This window comes from Seonamhaeicola algicola (assembly GCF_007997385.1).
Classification (GTDB): domain Bacteria; phylum Bacteroidota; class Bacteroidia; order Flavobacteriales; family Flavobacteriaceae; genus Seonamhaeicola; species Seonamhaeicola algicola.
Window position 1 is genome coordinate 602,064 of sequence record NZ_VOSC01000019.1, and the last position, 17,455, is coordinate 619,518.

Annotated in this window: 15 protein-coding genes; all 15 read right to left on the bottom strand. The window is 31.7% G+C overall.

Annotated elements, in window-relative coordinates:
* Positions 1 to 10: 10 nt before the first annotated feature.
* The 15 genes from FUA26_RS08110 to FUA26_RS08180 are packed head-to-tail and all read right to left on the bottom strand — an operon-like array spanning position 11 to position 17,382.
* Entirely contained in the window at positions 11 to 1,402 is a 1,392-nt protein-coding gene (locus tag FUA26_RS08110) for an exopolysaccharide biosynthesis polyprenyl glycosylphosphotransferase (protein WP_147134137.1), read from the bottom strand.
* A 55-nt stretch (positions 1,403 to 1,457) separates the two neighbouring features.
* Complete coding sequence (locus FUA26_RS08115; protein ID WP_147134140.1) at positions 1,458 to 2,468, bottom strand: glycosyltransferase family 4 protein; 1,011 nt, start codon at positions 2,466 to 2,468, stop codon at positions 1,458 to 1,460.
* A gap of 33 nt (positions 2,469 to 2,501) precedes the next feature.
* Positions 2,502 to 3,866: an O-antigen ligase family protein gene (locus tag FUA26_RS08120; RefSeq protein WP_147134143.1), complete on the bottom strand. Its 1,365-nt coding sequence runs from the start codon at positions 3,864 to 3,866 to the stop codon at positions 2,502 to 2,504.
* Entirely contained in the window at positions 3,866 to 4,939 is a 1,074-nt protein-coding gene (locus tag FUA26_RS08125) for a glycosyltransferase (RefSeq protein WP_147134145.1), read from the bottom strand. Before FUA26_RS08125 ends, FUA26_RS08120 begins: the two co-directional genes overlap by 1 nt.
* Before the next feature lie 2 nt (positions 4,940 to 4,941).
* Complete coding sequence (locus FUA26_RS08130; RefSeq protein ID WP_147134148.1) at positions 4,942 to 6,048, bottom strand: glycosyltransferase; 1,107 nt, start codon at positions 6,046 to 6,048, stop codon at positions 4,942 to 4,944.
* Entirely contained in the window at positions 6,048 to 6,593 is a 546-nt protein-coding gene (locus FUA26_RS08135; protein WP_147134150.1) for a serine O-acetyltransferase, read from the bottom strand. Before FUA26_RS08135 ends, FUA26_RS08130 begins: the two co-directional genes overlap by 1 nt.
* Before the next feature lie 9 nt (positions 6,594 to 6,602).
* Positions 6,603 to 7,604 carry a glycosyltransferase family 2 protein gene (locus FUA26_RS08140; protein ID WP_147134152.1) on the bottom strand — a complete coding sequence of 334 codons (1,002 nt, stop codon included), beginning with the start codon at positions 7,602 to 7,604 and terminating at the stop codon, positions 6,603 to 6,605.
* Between the two features lies 1 nt (position 7,605).
* Entirely contained in the window at positions 7,606 to 9,165 is a 1,560-nt protein-coding gene (locus FUA26_RS08145; protein ID WP_147134154.1) for a glycosyltransferase family 2 protein, read from the bottom strand.
* Positions 9,158 to 10,300, bottom strand: coding sequence for a glycosyltransferase family 4 protein (locus FUA26_RS08150; protein WP_147134157.1), 1,143 nt, complete (start codon positions 10,298 to 10,300; stop codon positions 9,158 to 9,160). The genes FUA26_RS08145 and FUA26_RS08150 overlap by 8 nt, the downstream gene beginning before the upstream one ends.
* Positions 10,297 to 11,373: a glycosyltransferase family 4 protein gene (locus FUA26_RS08155; RefSeq protein ID WP_147134160.1), complete on the bottom strand. Its 1,077-nt coding sequence runs from the start codon at positions 11,371 to 11,373 to the stop codon at positions 10,297 to 10,299. Before FUA26_RS08155 ends, FUA26_RS08150 begins: the two co-directional genes overlap by 4 nt.
* Positions 11,364 to 12,761 (bottom strand): CDP-glycerol glycerophosphotransferase family protein, encoded by a 1,398-nt coding sequence (locus FUA26_RS08160; protein ID WP_147134162.1) that lies wholly within the window; start codon positions 12,759 to 12,761, stop codon positions 11,364 to 11,366. The genes FUA26_RS08155 and FUA26_RS08160 overlap by 10 nt, the downstream gene beginning before the upstream one ends.
* A 53-nt stretch (positions 12,762 to 12,814) precedes the next feature.
* Positions 12,815 to 14,524, bottom strand: coding sequence for an asparagine synthase (glutamine-hydrolyzing) (asnB, locus tag FUA26_RS08165; protein ID WP_147134164.1), 1,710 nt, complete (start codon positions 14,522 to 14,524; stop codon positions 12,815 to 12,817).
* A gap of 1 nt (position 14,525) precedes the next feature.
* The gene (locus FUA26_RS08170) at positions 14,526 to 15,224 is read right to left on the bottom strand and encodes an acylneuraminate cytidylyltransferase family protein (protein WP_147134167.1); all 699 of its coding nucleotides are present in this window, start codon (positions 15,222 to 15,224) and stop codon (positions 14,526 to 14,528) included.
* A complete protein-coding gene (neuC, locus tag FUA26_RS08175) occupies positions 15,224 to 16,384 on the bottom strand; it encodes a UDP-N-acetylglucosamine 2-epimerase (RefSeq protein ID WP_147134170.1) in 1,161 nt (386 codons plus the stop codon). The genes FUA26_RS08170 and neuC overlap by 1 nt, the downstream gene beginning before the upstream one ends.
* Positions 16,381 to 17,382 (bottom strand): N-acetylneuraminate synthase family protein, encoded by a 1,002-nt coding sequence (locus FUA26_RS08180; RefSeq protein WP_147134172.1) that lies wholly within the window; start codon positions 17,380 to 17,382, stop codon positions 16,381 to 16,383. The genes neuC and FUA26_RS08180 overlap by 4 nt, the downstream gene beginning before the upstream one ends.
* Between the last annotated feature and the right edge of the window lie 73 nt (positions 17,383 to 17,455).

Genomic DNA, 17,455 nt, shown 5'->3' on the forward strand with positions numbered 1-17,455 from the left:
GTTTACTTTACTACTGCCCTCTAAAAAATATAACGGTGCTTAATGTTTTTATTAAAATATTTATATCTAATAAAAAGCTACGCCGTTTAATATAATATAAATCATATTGAAGTTTTAATAAACTATCATCAACAGAAGAACCATAGCGTGTTTTTACCTGGGCCCAACCAGTTAAACCTGGTTTTATTATGTGCCTGGTTTCATAAAAAGGTAACATATTTGATAGTTCTTTAACAAAAAAGGGACGCTCTGGCCTAGGGCCTATTAAGCTCATATCGCCTTTAAGTATATTTATAAACTGCGGAATTTCATCTAAGCGTGAGTGCCTTAAAAACCTACCAAAAGGTGTTACGCGTACATCATTTTTTTTAGCCCAAGCAATGCCATCTTTTTCGGCATTTTTTACCATTGTTCTGTATTTAATAATGTTAAATGGTTTGCCATTTTTACCTATGCGCTCTTGGGTATAAAATAAAGGTCCTCTATTAGCTAATACATTACCCATTAAAACTACAGGTAAAAATAACACACCCCAAACTAAGCCAATTGCAGCAACAAACACATCAAAAAACCTACGAAAAAACAAGTACATTTTATTTTGATTACTTCGGCTAAACGGAAAGTATTTATAAAAATCTTTACCTACAAATTGCACAGGAATACGTTCGGTTAAATCTTCATAAACATGGGTATATTCTCTTATAGGTATTCCATCTTCTAATAATGAAATTAGCGCATAGTAAATTTGATACGTTATGGTTTCGGCATTATAACTTGCTACAACAATTTCAGAAATATGTTCGTTTGCTACTACAGTTTTTAAATCTTTAGGGCTGTATTCTTTAACACCATTAAACTTTATAGATTCTTTACTGTTAGCCTCACAATTAACAAAACCAACAATTTTATAATTGGGGTCGGCATCTTTAAAAGCTTCAATAATAGTTTCAATATATGATGTCTCGCCAACAATAAGCGCCTTTCGGTAAAACCTTGGAGACACTATAAAATTTATATACGCTAAACGCCACACAATTAAAGCCACTAATATGGCAAAATAAAAATATACTATTTGTAACCTATTATCGGGTAAAACCGGAGTAAAGTAAGGTGTTAGCAAATAAAACAACACGGTTATTGATACTGTAAATACAATGCTTGTTGAAATTTTTTCTATACGGCTAGATTTTCGTAAATCGTACATTTCAAAAATAGACCCAAAAAGCGATAGATATACAATTAACACCACTACCCAACGCCAGTTTTCTTGGGTTATGGTGAAATAATCAAAATGAAAAGCATAACCTAAAAAATATAGCATTATGAGTACCGAAAGCACATCAAAAATACGCAATAACACCTTACGCTCTGATATATTAAAGTGTATACTGCTTTTTGCCATAAACCAAAGAGAGAATTATTTTGATGTAAAGATAAAAAGTTTGTGCAATTAACTATTATGTTAAAAATTTAAACCACGCATGTTTTACTACATTCCAGTTATAATGTTTTACTGTTTTTAAAGCGTTATCTGCAACTTCACTAATTTTATTGGGGTTATTTATTACAAATTTTATGGCTTCAACAAAGGCCAATGTATTATCTGCTTCAACTAAAAATCCATTTTCTTTATTTTTAATTAAATAGGGCATACCTCCAACATTGGTAGATATTACTGGCAACCCTAAAGCCATAGCTTCAATTACACTTACGGGCATGTTATCAAAATATGTGGTATTTATAAAAATTGTGTAGTTTTTTGATAATTCAACCCAAGCTTTTTTACTTAACTTATTTGTAAACCGAACTTCAACATTAAGTTTTTCAGCTAAAGCTTTGGTTGTTTTCATAGTGCCATCTTTTTCGGGGCCTACCATACATAAGCTTGCTTTTATACCTTCGTTTTCTAATGCTTTTAAAATTTTAACTGCTAATTCCGGATTATAAATTTTTGAAAAAGACCGTACCCAAAGCAGCTTCACATCTTGTATTTTCCTCTTTTTAAACGGATATTTTTCTAATTGAATGCTGTTAGGTATGCAGGTTATATTGTTAATACCAAATTCTTCAAAATGATGTTTTGTATATGCTGATGGTGCCACGTTTATATAAGCATTGTTAAAAATAGCTTTTGATAGTTTAGGCGATTTTTTTAAACGTTTGGGTAAATTACCGCCATGTAAAATAGGAATGTATTTTAATTTGAAAATTCTACATAGTAAACTACTTAAATAAGCGTAATAAAAGTTTAATGTACTGTAAGTATCAATTAAAACATAGTCTGTTTTTTTCTTATACTTCACAATATGAAATAACATATCTAACAAACGATGTAACTGTTGTTTTTTGTTTGAAGCCGAAATAACATTATAACCTTCATTTTTTAGGTTAATGCTTAAGGTATCAATGGTTGTTACTGTAGTGTTGCTAGCGTGCAATTTGTTTCCTATGTAAAGTATGTTTTTCATTATTATACTTAAAAATAGTGGTTTTACATAAGTTTAAACAACAACTGGTTTTAGGGGTGTTTTAAAGCGTTTTTTGGGCGTGTTATACGTTATATTTAACAAGCATAAACCGTAAATAAAAGCAGGAGCTGCAATACGCATTGCAGAATGATTTATGGTTAATAACCAAAAGGCATAAAACGAATAAAAAAATATGTTAGTTCTGTTTCTAAGTCTTAATATTAAGGGCACTATTAACAAAATTAAAAATGCTATAACACCAAACAAACCATGCTCTGCTACAATACGACTCATTTCGTTATGAGATGCAGCTACAACGCCAGTTTCATTAAAACGGACTTCTTTTACTTTACCTACGCCAATTCCAAAAAACGGATTGTCTATAAATTCTTTAAATTCAAATGCTAATAATTCTGACCTTCCTGTTGTAACATCTTCTTTTGAACGCCCTAAGGCATCTTGGTTAGCGTAGCGTTTATCTATTAATCCGCTTGTTTGTACAGAACTAATAAACCACATAAAAAGTATAGCACCAGCAAATAATAGTAATGAAAACTTTATTTGAAACTTTTTTTTCAAATTTACTCTTAAATAAAACAAACCCACAAAAGCAGCAACCATTATAGCAGCTGTTAAAACACCGCCTCTACTAAATGTTACTATTGCTCTAAAACCTACAAGCGCCAAAATACCTAAATCTAATAACTTAAACGGTAAAGCTTCTTTTGATAAAAAAAAACGAACAGCCAACACAAACATGGCTAAACCTAAAACGGTAGCCACTTGATTGGGCCCAAAGCCACCTGAAGTAGCAAAATTTGAACCTGTTCCATCTATTACCGCACTTACATCTGGAGTAAATAAAAACAAATATACCGTCATGCTTACCAGTGGCATTAAAAACCCTAATAAAATAACACGCATTTGTTTGAAAGTAACGGTTTTTCGGTAACAAAAAACAGCTACTAAACCTAAACATATGGGACCACTTAAATTAAATGCTATAGCTTTGCGTATGTTGGTTTCAAAACCCATTTCGGTTACAGCCACAAAAACACCTGGTAATAACAATAAAATATACAACACATATGAAAATGCTCTATTGGTAAAACTTACACTAAACATACCTAAAAGCACGTATAAAATAACTAAATATTTACTAGCTTCATAAAATATGGTGCCATTATTCATTCGTAAAAAAACCTCAGCACCAACAATATAGGCACAAGCTAACAACACATAAAACACTTTATTTTTTTTTGAAACTTTAAGAATTTTATATCCTAAAAAAGCTGATATAAATAAAAAATATACTGTTGCAAAGGGCTTAAATGCAAAAACTAAAACCCCTAAACACACATGAAATATTAATAATTTATAGTATAAACTCAACTTCATTAAATGTACTGCTTATAAATAGTTAGCAATTTATTTATTATTGCTTCTTCTGAAAAAGATTGTGTTACTTTTTTATACAAATGTTTTGCTATTGTTTCTTGTAAATCTTTATTTTTTATAAGTTTTGTAATGGCTTCTGCTAAAACATAACTGTTTTGCTTTTCAACTAAAAAACCTTCAGTTTGTGAGCTTATAACTTTTTTACAATCGCCTACATTAGTGGCTACACAGGGCAAATTGGCTAAGCCATACTCTAATAACGCTAATGGTAATCCTTCAGATTTTGAAGATAATACTCCTATGGTACTCTGCTTTAAAATATGTGCTATGTCTGGCTTACTTCCATATAAAAACACATGTTTTTCAAGTTTTAAAGCTGTTATTTGTTGCTTAATTTGCCTACTGTAATCATCATTAAAATCTTTACCAACACAATGCAAGGTCCAGTCTGTATTGCTTTTAACTAAAATAGCAAACGCCTCTAATAGCGTTTCATGATCTTTTTGAGGTCTTAAATTTGCTAAATGCACAAGACGTTTTCCTTCTATACCTTTTAATTGTGTTTCTGGTTTATTTAAAACAGAAACAGCAAAATTTGGAATAAAATTTACGTGTTTACAGTGTAAATTACTTATTGCCCAATCTTTTAGAGTTTGATTAACACATAAAACATGCTCAAAAAAATAAGATGCTAGTTTTAGTACTTTTGATTTTCTGTTATTTAAAAAAGCACTATTTCCGTAATGATCATGCCAAATAATTTTAACTTTTGAATACCTCAACTTCACTAAAACAGCTAAAAAAAATGAACTTGAATGTGCATGTAGTATGTTTATGTTATTTTGCTCTATGTAATGTTTTAAGTTTTTTACTGCCGAAATATCAAAGGTTGATTTTTTGTTTAAAAACAGATAACCAACACCTGCGTTTAAACTTTGTTTTAGCATACCTTCGCTACGGGTTGCGCACAAAAAAGATGTTTCAATTTTAGTAGATAACGCATTAGCTATGTTAACGGCAACGCGCTCTGTTCCGCCAACATCTAAAGAATCTACCAACTGAAGCACTCTCATAATTAGTGTAATAATGTTTTTATATCAGCTTCAAAAACATCTAAAGTGTATTGCTGTGACCATTGTGCTGCTTGGTCTGATATTTCTGTTAAATTTTCAGAAGCAAGATAGTGCAAAATGAGCTGTATAGCTGTTTTTAAATTTAAATCTATTAAAATACCTCTTTTTCCATAATCTAACATATAGGGCACACAAGACACTTTGGTTGCAATAGGAATAACGCCAAAAAACATAGCTTCGGCAATGGCTTTAGGCCACCCTTCAGATTTTGATGGTAATATAGAAAAATGCGCTTGTTTCAGGGCGGTTTTTATAACTTCTTTTGTTTGGTTTCCATGTAAAAAAACAGACGTTTTTAAATTTTTATAATCTATATAGTCTTGTAACTCTTGTTTTAAAACACCATTACCATACATGTTTAAACAAATACGTTTTCCTTGTTTTATTAGTTGCTCAACAAGCTTTATGGTAAAAAGCGGATGTTTTCCTTCAACCAAACTACCTACAAACACCATATGTAGTGTTTTTGTATAATCTTTGGGTTTTAAATCTTCAATTTCATTTTTATAAAAGGATGCTGTAAAAAACGGTTTGATGTTTTTAGTTTGTTTTTCCCACTGACCATAAACTAAAACCTGCATATTTTTTGTTAAAAATGTGTTACTTAGAATCCATTTTTGCAGTTTATAACTGAGTGGTTGTTTGGCTTTGGGGTCCCAATTTCCAGCATATTTAGCTGTTTTGGGTTTCTTAGGAAATAATATTTGAACAAAACACCCCAACAAACCTATATTACCGGGGCAACGTAAATGAATATGGTCTGTTTTTTTACAGGCTCTAAATACTTTAAATAGTATTTGGGGGATATACAAAACACTCTTAATACTATTGGAAAATGACGTAAAACTAAAGCCATTAACAGATATCACTTTGGGTTGCTTATTAAATGAAGACACCAATAATTCGGCATTATATGTTGTTGGAGAAACAATAGTAAATTCGTCAACATATTTGCACCAAATGTTCATTTCTCTAACATATGGATCGTAAGCGACATGTTTAGAGTCTTGTAACAAGGTTGGTGCATTAGTGATTACCAAAAACCGCATTAAATATAATCTTTAGAGGTATTATTATTAATAACTACTGCTGGTACACCGGCTACTGTAACATTATCTTTAATAGAACTTACTAACAAAGAATTAGCAGCTATCACACAATTATCTCCAACGTTAATTTTTCCAGCAACAACTGCATTAGTCCCTATGTACACATTATTACCTATAGTAGGTACACCCCTGGTATCTCCTCTACCACTAACTCCAACAGTAACACCTTGCGAAATATTACAGTTATTCCCTATAACCGCCTTAGCGTTTATTATAATGCCGCCAAAGTGGCCAATATAGAAATGAGAACCAATTTTAGCCGAATAAGGCAATGAAATACCTGTGAGTATTTCTATTAGTTTTTGCCAAACCAAACAGACAACTAATAATATGTGCTTAACAATTGGAATTTTAAGCGTGTAGCAGCTATGTGCAATTCTATGTTGAAAAATGGCCCAAAATCCTTGTGTAAAAAAAACAATAGAAATAAAGTTACCTCCATATTTTTTATACTTAGAATAGTCTTGCCCAATTTTTTTAAACATAGGTCAAATTTATAATTTAATTTTCGGACTATTAAAAATAATAGAAAACCAACCTACTACCCTCCCCATACTTTCCGTGAAGGCTTCTTTACTTTTAGTACTGTCTGTTGTAAATATATTGGTAAATCTAATTATTGTTAATAATAACGCAGTAGCATGCCATTTAAATTGCGCCTTAGTAGATGGGTTTTGGTATTTAACCCGCCACACATACCAACCATTTCTTATTACCATTTTTCCATAGTTGAACCTATTAGGTCTACCAGCTGTATCATGAAAATGTCCTAATCTAGCAGCAGTATTAACATAAAGCTTGCCTCGTTTAGCTAGGCGCAATGAGAAATCTGCATCTTCATACAAACCATAACCTTCAAAAAAGGTTGAAAACTGAAGTTCGTTAAAAACTTCTTTTTTATAACTTGAAACACCTCCCATTATCAATTCAACTTCATAGGTTTTCCCCGATGGTGGTAAAAATCCTATGGAGCGTCCGTGGGAAAATGAGGGTAAAAAACCTGGGGTTGCATCTGGCAATAGGCCAAACTTCCGTCTTAACTTAAATCTAGATGGCTCTTTTCGCATCCATTCGTCATAATAAAAATTAGTTGGGTTATTACTTCCATCAGATTTCATCCAATCTACCTCATTGGTTATATACCCTCCTACAGCTAATGCATTCTGATGGACTTTATAAGTTGAAATTAACTCTTTGAAGTAATTTTGCTCTAAGATAATATCATCATCTAAAAAACAAACAATTTCTGTTAACGCATTAAATTTCTTAAGTCCATAATTTCTTTGTTTGGTTAAACCTCGGTTAATGGCATTTACCTTAAAATATTTAAGACTACTAAAATCGTTTTCCGCTAATACCTGTTCTGTTTTTTTATTTGTAGAACCGTCAATAATAAGGATCTCATTTGGGTATAAAGATTGATTCTTAACTGACTTCAACAATTTTAAAAGAGGCTCTGGCCTCATATATGTACAGATAATTAATGAAAATCTCATCCTATTTATATCTTGGACCTAAAGCTATTAAACGTTTAGCGTATTTTAAAGATTTTGAAAATTGATATTGCTTATAAGGCAGTTTTAATAAACGTAATGGTAGCGTTTTTTTATCTTTTTTAAATAAGTAAATAAAAAAATGTTTGTTTCTCCATTCTTTTATTTGCTCTTTTTTGTAATGTTTTAAAATGCCATAAGTAATTGTTGGACTTGGAACAGGGGTTATAAACTTAACTGGTTTATCTAATTCCCATGGTTGTTTTTTTCGTTTTTTCCCAATAATCTTAGATTGTTGTCCCCAGAATCTGTAGCCTCCCTGTGGCGGCTTTAAATGTAAATTTGGTGAAAATGGATTATACATTACCGCATGACCTGATTTTAGAATACGGAGTCCAAAATCTGAATCCTCACCATAACCACCATCAAAATTAACATCATTTCCAATAAGTTCTTCCACTAAACTACGTTTAACAATAGAGTTAGCATTACTAAAGGCTTGAGAAACGCCTCCTTTCCATCGTTTCTTACCTAAATCTTCTAGTCTTTGTTTAAGATCACTTAAATCTTGAGACTGATTAGTCGCCATAATATCCAGTCCATTGGCTGCTTTTGCTTTGTATGTTTGTAAAAATCTCAAATGGTTTTCTACAAAATCAGGTAAAATTCTAATGTCATCATCTGCAAAAATGATATAATCTCCTGTACAAAGATTTACGGCCTCATTCCTAGCCCTACAGCTACCTTTGCTTGTTTGCCATTTTACCTTAATATCAAATTTAAAGTTTTCCTTTTGGTAATATTTTGAATCGCGCTCATCTTCTGGTGTAGCATCTACAATTACAGCTTCCTTTATTAGATAACTTTGTTCGTTATGGTCTTGTAATAATAATTCTGTAAACTTTTGACGTTTCATTGTAGGGATTACCAAACTAACCGTTGGTTTGGAATTAAGAGGTTCCAGATCTCTTAAAGGCACATTTAAACTAACGTTTCCTTTAACATCGCCTAGTTTAACAGTGGCTGCCTTTAATGCTTTAAATTCACTAAAAAATTTGAAAACACCTTGTCTTAAAAGCATATAATAGCTATGATGTTTTTTGAAGTTTTTTAGATAAAAACAATATCTATCTTTTGAAGATACTTTTAAATTGGCTTGTTCCTCATTAACAAAAAGGCCTTTTACATAAAGTGGAATACCACCTTGATAACGTAATAGATTGAAACCAAAATCTAAACCAGATAGCATTATATTTTCATAATTAAAAATTGAATCTTTAAACAGATCCCACACTTGCTTTCTTATTACAAAAGCATTGATATTAATACGCCAATTAACACAAGTATCTTGGTCAAAATCATTTAAAAACCACCAGTAAACAGCTGTCTGATATTTTATATCCTGAAAACAGTTTTTTAGACCTTGTTCTACCGAGCTATGCCAAACATCACCAGGAGTATGTACCAATCCTTCTAACAATTCTAAATTAGGATGGCCTGTATATAGTAACACTTCATTAGACTCTGTTACGTATTCTTTTAAAACCAATTTTGAATTAGACATTGTTTATTAAGGTTTTATAAAAGTCAATATTTTTTTTAGCTATAACTTCTAAATCAAACATGTTTTTCACTTTAACAATTGCAGCATCTCCCAAGTTGTTTTGTAAAGTAACATCATTTAAAATACTTATAATTGCTTTTGAAAAAGCCTTATGATCTTTAGGATCTACCAGAACTCCTTCTTTAGTATTGGCTATCATCTCACTTGCCCACCCAATATTAGAAGCAACAATGGCCTTTTTCATTGCCATGGCCTCTAACCAAGAAACCGGAAGCGCCTCTGCAAAAGATGGAAATATACATACGGTAGCCTCGTTAATATAGTTCTTAATTTCAGCGTATGGCACCTGTCCTTTATACTGAACTTGAGATTTCGCATTAACACTAAACTCATTCTTCATTAATTGCCAAGTTGAAGCGTTGCCTGTTTTTATATCTGATGCATCTTTACCTATTAAGATAAGTTTCGCGCTCGGTAAAACTTTATGTACCTCGTTAAAAATTTGTGGTATTTCTAAAACGCCCTTTTTCCGTATTAGTGTGCCAAAGTATAGGATACACTCGTTCTCTTTCGACTCAATTGGATTAAATAGTTTTACGTCTATTGCATTGGGAATCACATTAAATTTTAAATTTAAGCTGAACACCTTATTAGTTAACTCACCAACAAAATTACTCACTGCAATGACACCATCTGCCTTTTGCAACGCTAACTTTTCTAAGAACTTATTTTTGAATTTAACTGATCTATTATCCAAATGACAAAAATAGGTGTCGCTACCATGTAGCTTTATAATTAAAGGGCATTTTACGTTTAAGAAAGATGTAAACCCCGTCCAGTCTGGAGCCTCAACAATATCTATTTTACTTGTGCTATAAAGATCGTTAATTAAGCGTTGTACTTTTTTTTGTGTTAGGAAAAGCGAAAAACCTTTGAACTTAACATTCTTTACCTTGAAAATAGTTAGGTCTTTTTCTTGAATTACCTCATCTCTATCTTGCCCATAAACAATAACAATTACACTATGGTTTAATTGCATTAATCCTTTGGATAAATTAAAGATACTAGCGCCTATGCCTGCTGATGGCAACGTCTTTTCATGAGGAAATTCTGGTGTTAAATAGGCTACTTTCATGAAATGAGTTTAAAATAGTTTTCAACCATATTTTTAATCGAAAAAGAATCTTCTATTGCAGTTCTAGTATTTATTTTTATTTGTTTTTCTCCAAGAAACACACTTTCAATTATATCTTTTAATTCTGAAATATCTCTTGCATTAAAAATATAACCATTTTCTTCATGCTTAACAGCTTCTTCATTTCCTCCAACATTAGTGGTTATTACGGGAACATTCGCTGCAAGACTTTCAAGAATTGATAGACTAAAACACTCCATATGCGTTGGTTGGAGCATGTAATCGTAAAGACAATACAGTTCATTAAGATTTGAAACACTTCCTTTAAAATTAAAGACAGTTTGTAATTTAAACTGACTTATCTTTTTCTTTAATTCAGATTCGTATGGGCCTTCTCCGTAAATATCTATTTTAAGATTTTCCTTTATAGCATCTGAAAGCAGATTTACAGCATCTATTAAATCTTGTATACCTTTTGAAGCTCTTAAATGAGAGACCACCAAAAACTTTGGGTGTGTTATATTTCGTTTTAAATTGGGCTTAATATCATTAATAATAATACCATTATAAACAACCGAAGTTTTAGTTTTTAAATGGCTCCCAAAATCTTGTAATATTTCATTAGTAGTATATTTAGAAACCCCTATAAACTGGTCTATACACCTTGAAAACAACCAACCTTTCAAACGTTTTTTTAGGCGCTTTTTTACAGGGTAGCCACCCAATGGTCTTGGGTTATGATCTACTGCTATAATTTTGGCCTCTGTTTTCTTTTTAAGTTGACAATAAAATGACGTACACAATTCTAAAAAATGAGTAAACACTACATCATATTGCCCTTGAATAGTTTGCAGAACAAATGTTTCTAAAGCTATGTCTGCATCTGGAGAAATTATATTCAAAAATGAATAATCTCCTTGATTTGAAGTGTTAGGAAAGAACCACTGGATTTCTACATTGTTTTCTTTACACTTTTTATCAAAGGCCCAAAAAAAATAATCCATACCGCCTACCCTTTCAGGAAGCAATTTATAATTACATATTATTGCTATTTTCTTTGTATTTAAAGCCATGAAACTAAACTATTAACCAATTGTTTATTAGTTTCTTTTAAAGGAATTCCTACTTGTTGATTAATAAATGCCTTTCTGTTTTTAAAATCTACTTTGCCCGATAAACATTGAGAAATAGCTTTTATTAATGCTGTTTCATTTTTCACAACCTTACTAGCCTTACTATTAACTAAATGCTGAATATGTTCATAATTTAAAAAACGCTGATCATTATACAATCCATTATCTTCATTTCCAAATACAGGGTTTATAACAGGCTTATCAAACATCATAAAATCTAAACTCATAGTAGAAAGCATGTTAATATTTAAGTCTGAATACTCTAACAAAGCTCTTAACTGTTTTACATCATCAACTGAAGGAATTCTTTGAGACCATGCTTCTTGATGATTAGGTCTTACCTGTTTCCATTTTGGAAAATTCCATGTTATAAAAGCATATTCTTCAACTAATTTTTTAAATCTTACTGGGTCTTCAGCAGGTGATGTTCTAACAATAAAATTAATTGGTTCTATATCGCCTGCATCAATAGCATTAGCTATTATTTCAATATAAAGCTCATCATTTTTACTGGTTGAAATATCACCGCAACTAAAACAAATGGTTTTTAATTTCGGATTCAAATCAAAATCCTTAAAAAATTCAGATGCTTGCATCTTATAAACATCCATTACATAAGGCACAAATTGAGGCGTTCCAACTACTTTAATAGTATTTTCCTTTATAGATTTATAAAATTTCAACAAATCACGCTTCATTAAATCACTCCAAACCAAGTAATAATTAAAGTTTGAAGCCATACGCCCTTTTGAAGCTAAATTATCCCAACTAAAAATAAACGCTGCTGTTTTTATGTGTTTTTTTTGGGCAGCGTATACCAAAGGCGCTATATATGGCGGCCGTTGGTGTGTAAAGAACATAATATCTAGTTGTTCTTCCTCTAAAATAGAGATATATTGTTTAGTTGTATCATGATTTCTAAATGTAAAATTTTGTAGCTTTTGAAACTGTTGAATGGTAGTTTCTGAATGAAATAAAGCGGTTAGCTTATAAATAAAACGGGTGGCATACCCGCGTGTTGTTTTTAATTTTGAATGGTTGGCTTTTAAATTATCTAAAATTCCAAAGTTATTTTTTTTATTCAACCTAAGGTGAGCAATTTCTTTGGCTTTTCTAAAAAACCAAGTTTTAAAAGTTTCTTGAAAAACATCAAGTTCTATGACCTTTACTTGGGTGTGCTTGTTATATACAGATTTTGGTAAACATGATAAAATTACTACCTCATCAAAATGCTGAGTAGCATAATCTAAAAAATCACTTAAAATGAAGTTTCTGTAGCCAACTCCATCTGTTATTACTAATCCTAGTTTCGTTTTTTTTCTCTTCAAATTTTAATTGAATTTAAAAGGTTAAATATACCATTTTTAGAAATAAATATGGCCTAAGAAACCATTAACAATGAGAAGTTAACCAACTGCCAAATATGAAAGCTAGATTGATTATCACCAGACAAATATCTGCTCCACTCTAAATCCAATTCTTTTTCATTAAACCAGTGTTTGTATTCTGAAGATTTAATGCTGTTAATATGCTCTTGAACAAATTCCTTTAAATCATCACCTAACCATTCACGTTGTGGTGTTTGTAAAGGGCGCTTTGGGGTATAAGTAACGTTACTATCTACATATTTTGAAATAACATCTCTTAAAAGCTGTTTTCCTTGATTGTTTTTAAGTTTGAATTCTTTTGGTAACGAAAAAGCAAATTCTACCAATCTATAATCTAAAAAAGGCACTCTTAGCTCGGTTGAATAAGCCATAGAAACTCTATCATTAAAACGTAAGGCTCTAGGTATTTTTGTGTAAAACAAATCTCTGTATTGAAGATTTTTCACTGACGAATTAAAAGGTTTAGGATACGTATTGCATTTAGAAAGTTCTACAAATGATTCATGTAACATATTGGCTCTAAACGGACTTTTTTTAACGCCCTGTATATTTGAACCTGAGGTATTTCTGTAATAGTCATAACCTGCTAATTGTTCATCCATTCCCTGACCATCTAACAACACCTTAATACCTTTATTTGATGCCGAAGCAAATAATTTTGAATAAGCCAATGTAGGTATACCTCCAAAAGGTTCATCTTGTATATCTGAAATTTCTTTTGATAAAGATGTTACTTCATGAGGTTGCAACAAAACTTTATTTAAAGGATTTTTATAAGCGGCTATAATTTGTTCTACCCATGGTAATTCATCATAATTTTTATTATTGGTATAAAACGTAAACGCTTGTATTTTAGAAATATCAGGTTGAGAAATGTTTGCCAATGCCAAAAGTGCAGAACTATCTAACCCGCCGCTAACATTAAAACCAATAGGCACATCGGCTCTAAACCTAAGGTTTACACTATCAATTAACAGCTTTAAATAAACAGCTTTCGCCTCTTGGTAATCTTTTATTTTGGGTTGATGGTGTACTGCTTTTACAAAATCATACCATTGTTCAATTTTTAAAATACCATGAGCATATTCTAAAAAATGTCCTGCAGGTAATTGATGGATACCTTCCCAAAAAGTTTCATTAGGCAATCCATAACTACCATTAACAAAATAACCAGACCATACCTGTTCATTTGGATTTTTTTTAATACCTGCTTCATGTATGGCTTTAATTTCACTAGAAAAAATTAAGGTTTTATTATACTTAATATAATAAAATGGTTTAATACCAAAACGGTCTCTTGCTGCAAAAAGTTCTTTTTTTAAGCTATCCCAAATAGCAAAAGCAAACATGCCATTTAACATGCTTAAACATGCTTTACCGTATTTTATAAAAACAGCCAATAATACTTCGGTATCTGATGATGTTTGAAAGTTATAATCATCTTTCAACCTATCTTTAAGCTCTAAATAATTATAAATTTCTCCATTAAAAACAATGGTAAACCTTCCTGATGTATCTTGAAATGGCTGATTAGCATTAGATGTTAAATCTATAATAGACAACCTATTATGTCCTAATGCAGCAAATCCACTGTCAAAATAAGTACCTGTGAAATCCGGACCTCGGTGATGCTGAGACCTCAGCATATCATCTATTCGATATTGATGATGATCTTCTCCTATAACTCCAACAACCCCGCACATGCTATGTGTTTTTAGAATTTAAAAACAGCTCCGCTTGTTTCCAATCATCTAGAGTATCAATATTTATAGTATAGTCTAAAGGTGATTTTATATAGGCCAACTTAGTACCATAAAGTGAATGTTGTTCTAATAACACCTCGGTTTTTGTAATGTAAATAAGCCCATCTCTATGATAAGCTTTAGGCAAGTCCTGACGTCTAGAAATTATTGTTTTATCGCCTGTTGCTAACTCTATGTAACCTTCATTATTTTCTTTAAATGTCCAATGCGGATTATATTCATCTGGCACTTTTTGAACCGATACTAAAGCATCACAATCAGATTTCTCAAATTTTGCTATGGCTTTATCAATAAAAGCTCCCGTTTTAAACGGACTGGTTACTTGTAACAAACATACAGCATCAAAATGTATGTTTTGTGCTTTATAAAATTGTAAAGCATGCTGAATAACCCCTAAAGTTGGTGATGCATCTTCCGCTAAGTGTTTTGGCCTTACAAAAGGCACCTCTACGTTTAACTCTTTAGCTACATGAATAATGTCATCATCATCAGAACTTAAAATTAAATGAGCTAATTTTTTAGAGTTTTTAGCTGCTTCAACGGTATATTGCAACAAAGGCTTGCCTTTTAGCTTTTTGATATTCTTTCCTGGAATAGATTTGGAACCGCCACGTGCTGGTATAAGTCCTAATATCTTCATTAATACGATATGGTTTTATGAAAACGTAATGCTACATCTGCTAAAATGTTGGCTATTTTTTCTCCTGAATTACCATTACCATAAATTGAGTCACTTGGTATTTGAGATTTTTTCGTTATTCTATTTTTAATAGCTAATTCAATATCATCTTCATTATAAGACACATCAAAAACATTAACTCCACGTGTTCTTCCTTGTTGGCGCGTTCCTATATTAACAACAGGCACCCCTAAATAAGCACACTCTCTAATGCCTACACTAGAGTTTCCTACTAAACATTTACTATTAATTAGTAATCTAAGAAAATCTTCAGGAATCATATTTTTAAAAAAACGAATATTCTCTGGCTTATAAATTTCTCTGTATAGTCTAATACCATTTGATGTACCATCGGCACCTGCATCAACATTGGGCCAAAACCAAAATGCAGGTATGCCCAATTTATGAACCACCCGTAAAGTTGACAATACATTCTCTTTGGCCTTTGTATATTCTGTGGTTACAGGATGTTGCATAACTACTATATAACCCGTTTGCCAGTTTATATCATTCCCTACACCACCATACTTTTCAATAGGATTGAAATTTAACTCTGGCGATTTCTTTACTTTGTTAGCTATATCTATTGACGGACAACCCGTATTAAAAACATATTGGGCATCCTCTCCCATTTTTATTACCCTAACTTTAGCATCTTCAGAGGCTACTAAATGAATATCTGCTAATTTAGTATTGGCATGACGTACTTTTTCATCTATATTACCCGTAACCTCACCACCTTGAATATGTATTAAAGGGATATTTTGATATGCCGCTGCTATAGAGGTTGCTAAAGTTTCAAACCTATCGGCAATGGTTACCACAGCATCTGGTTTTAAATTATAAAAAGTATTGGCTAATTCCATAACACCCAAGCCCGTGGTTTTAGCCATAGAAGTTTTATTTTCGCCTTCTAACACCATAAACACTTTGGCATCTATTTTAAAACCGTCGCTTTCAATATAGTCAACAGCATTACCATAACGTCCCAAAAGTGCAGAACCTGCAACTACCAACTGTAATTGTAATTTAGGGTGTTCTTGTATAGCTTTTAAAGCCGTTTTTATTCTACTATATGAAGGTCTTGCGGTAACTACCACACAAATTTTTCTCACACTCATTTAATATCTTCTAAATTTAAAAACTCCCATTGTTTTATAACTCTGGTCGTTTCTTTTCCTATAACATCTTGAAATTTAGAAGCGGGGATCCCTTTTTTTGCTGGTTTTTTTGCTTCTAAATCTGAAAACGTTATAATATGGCCTTTATCTAAATTTTTATTAATAGCTAAAGATTTTTCAAAAATAGCTTTTAAATCCTTAAACTCTGAATTATCCGACTTATCAATAGGGTTCTTTAACGCTTTTTCAAAGTTTCTAACGGATCTTACCAACAATTCTATTTCTGATATTGTTAAAGACGAAGATACATCTGGACCAAACATCTCTTTATTAAATACCGCATGAAATTCTAAAATGTCGGCTCCTAAAGCAACTGCAGCAATTCCTGTACCCACCTCGGCAGAATGATCTGAATATCCTACATGAACCTTATACCTCTCCTTTAATTCCTGAATCACATTTAAACCATATTGATCTGGTTTAGTGGGATACGAGGTTGTACATTGTAAAATTGAAAAATCTACACCTTTAGAATTTAAAAAACTTACAGTGTCATCCAACTCTTCATATGAACTCATTCCTGAAGAAAGGATTACAGGCTTTCCTGTTTGCGCTATTTTCTCTAACAACAACAGATTACTTACCTCACCCGAGCCTATTTTATAACTAGAAATACCAACTTCTTCTAATACATCTACAGCAGCATTACTAAAAGGCGAACTCATAAACTCTAAACCCACATCATCACAATGTTGCTTTAACTCTTTCCATTGGCTTAAGGTAAACTCCATTCTTTTCCAATAATCAAAACGAGATTCATCTTGTTTAGAAAACTTTACTCTAAAGGGTTCAAATATGCTACTTTCAGCCTCCGCAATATGTGTCTGAAACTTAATAGCATCCACTCCTGTTTTAGCCAAGGCATCAATATAACTATGTGCCATACCTAAGCTGCCATCATGTGCCTGAGCTATTTCGGCTATAATTTTTACCGTCATTTAATTTTTTTTTTTTTAAAATTGGTTTAAAAAACAAATGATAACTTCTTAAAAGCAAAAGATAAAAATAACA

Bases quoted from the DNA above. Each gene is read 5' to 3' on its own strand.
- asnB (WP_147134164.1), bottom strand. From the start codon at position 14,524: ATGTGCGGGGTTGTTGGAGTTATAGGAGAAGATCATCATCAATATCGA.
- FUA26_RS08150 (WP_147134157.1), bottom strand. From the start codon at position 10,300: ATGAAAGTAGCCTATTTAACACCAGAATTTCCTCATGAAAAGACGTTG.
- FUA26_RS08130 (WP_147134148.1), bottom strand. From the start codon at position 6,048: ATGCGGTTTTTGGTAATCACTAATGCACCAACCTTGTTACAAGACTCT.
- FUA26_RS08125 (WP_147134145.1), bottom strand. From the start codon at position 4,939: ATGAGAGTGCTTCAGTTGGTAGATTCTTTAGATGTTGGCGGAACAGAG.
- FUA26_RS08155 (WP_147134160.1), bottom strand. From the start codon at position 11,373: ATGGCTTTAAATACAAAGAAAATAGCAATAATATGTAATTATAAATTG.
- FUA26_RS08110 (WP_147134137.1), bottom strand. From the start codon at position 1,402: ATGGCAAAAAGCAGTATACACTTTAATATATCAGAGCGTAAGGTGTTA.
- FUA26_RS08115 (WP_147134140.1), bottom strand. From the start codon at position 2,468: ATGAAAAACATACTTTACATAGGAAACAAATTGCACGCTAGCAACACT.
- FUA26_RS08170 (WP_147134167.1), bottom strand. From the start codon at position 15,224: ATGAAGATATTAGGACTTATACCAGCACGTGGCGGTTCCAAATCTATT.
- FUA26_RS08145 (WP_147134154.1), bottom strand. From the start codon at position 9,165: ATGTCTAATTCAAAATTGGTTTTAAAAGAATACGTAACAGAGTCTAAT.
- FUA26_RS08135 (WP_147134150.1), bottom strand. From the start codon at position 6,593: ATGTTTAAAAAAATTGGGCAAGACTATTCTAAGTATAAAAAATATGGA.
- FUA26_RS08180 (WP_147134172.1), bottom strand. From the start codon at position 17,382: ATGACGGTAAAAATTATAGCCGAAATAGCTCAGGCACATGATGGCAGC.
- FUA26_RS08140 (WP_147134152.1), bottom strand. From the start codon at position 7,604: ATGAGATTTTCATTAATTATCTGTACATATATGAGGCCAGAGCCTCTT.
- FUA26_RS08120 (WP_147134143.1), bottom strand. From the start codon at position 3,866: ATGAAGTTGAGTTTATACTATAAATTATTAATATTTCATGTGTGTTTA.
- neuC (WP_147134170.1), bottom strand. From the start codon at position 16,384: ATGAGTGTGAGAAAAATTTGTGTGGTAGTTACCGCAAGACCTTCATAT.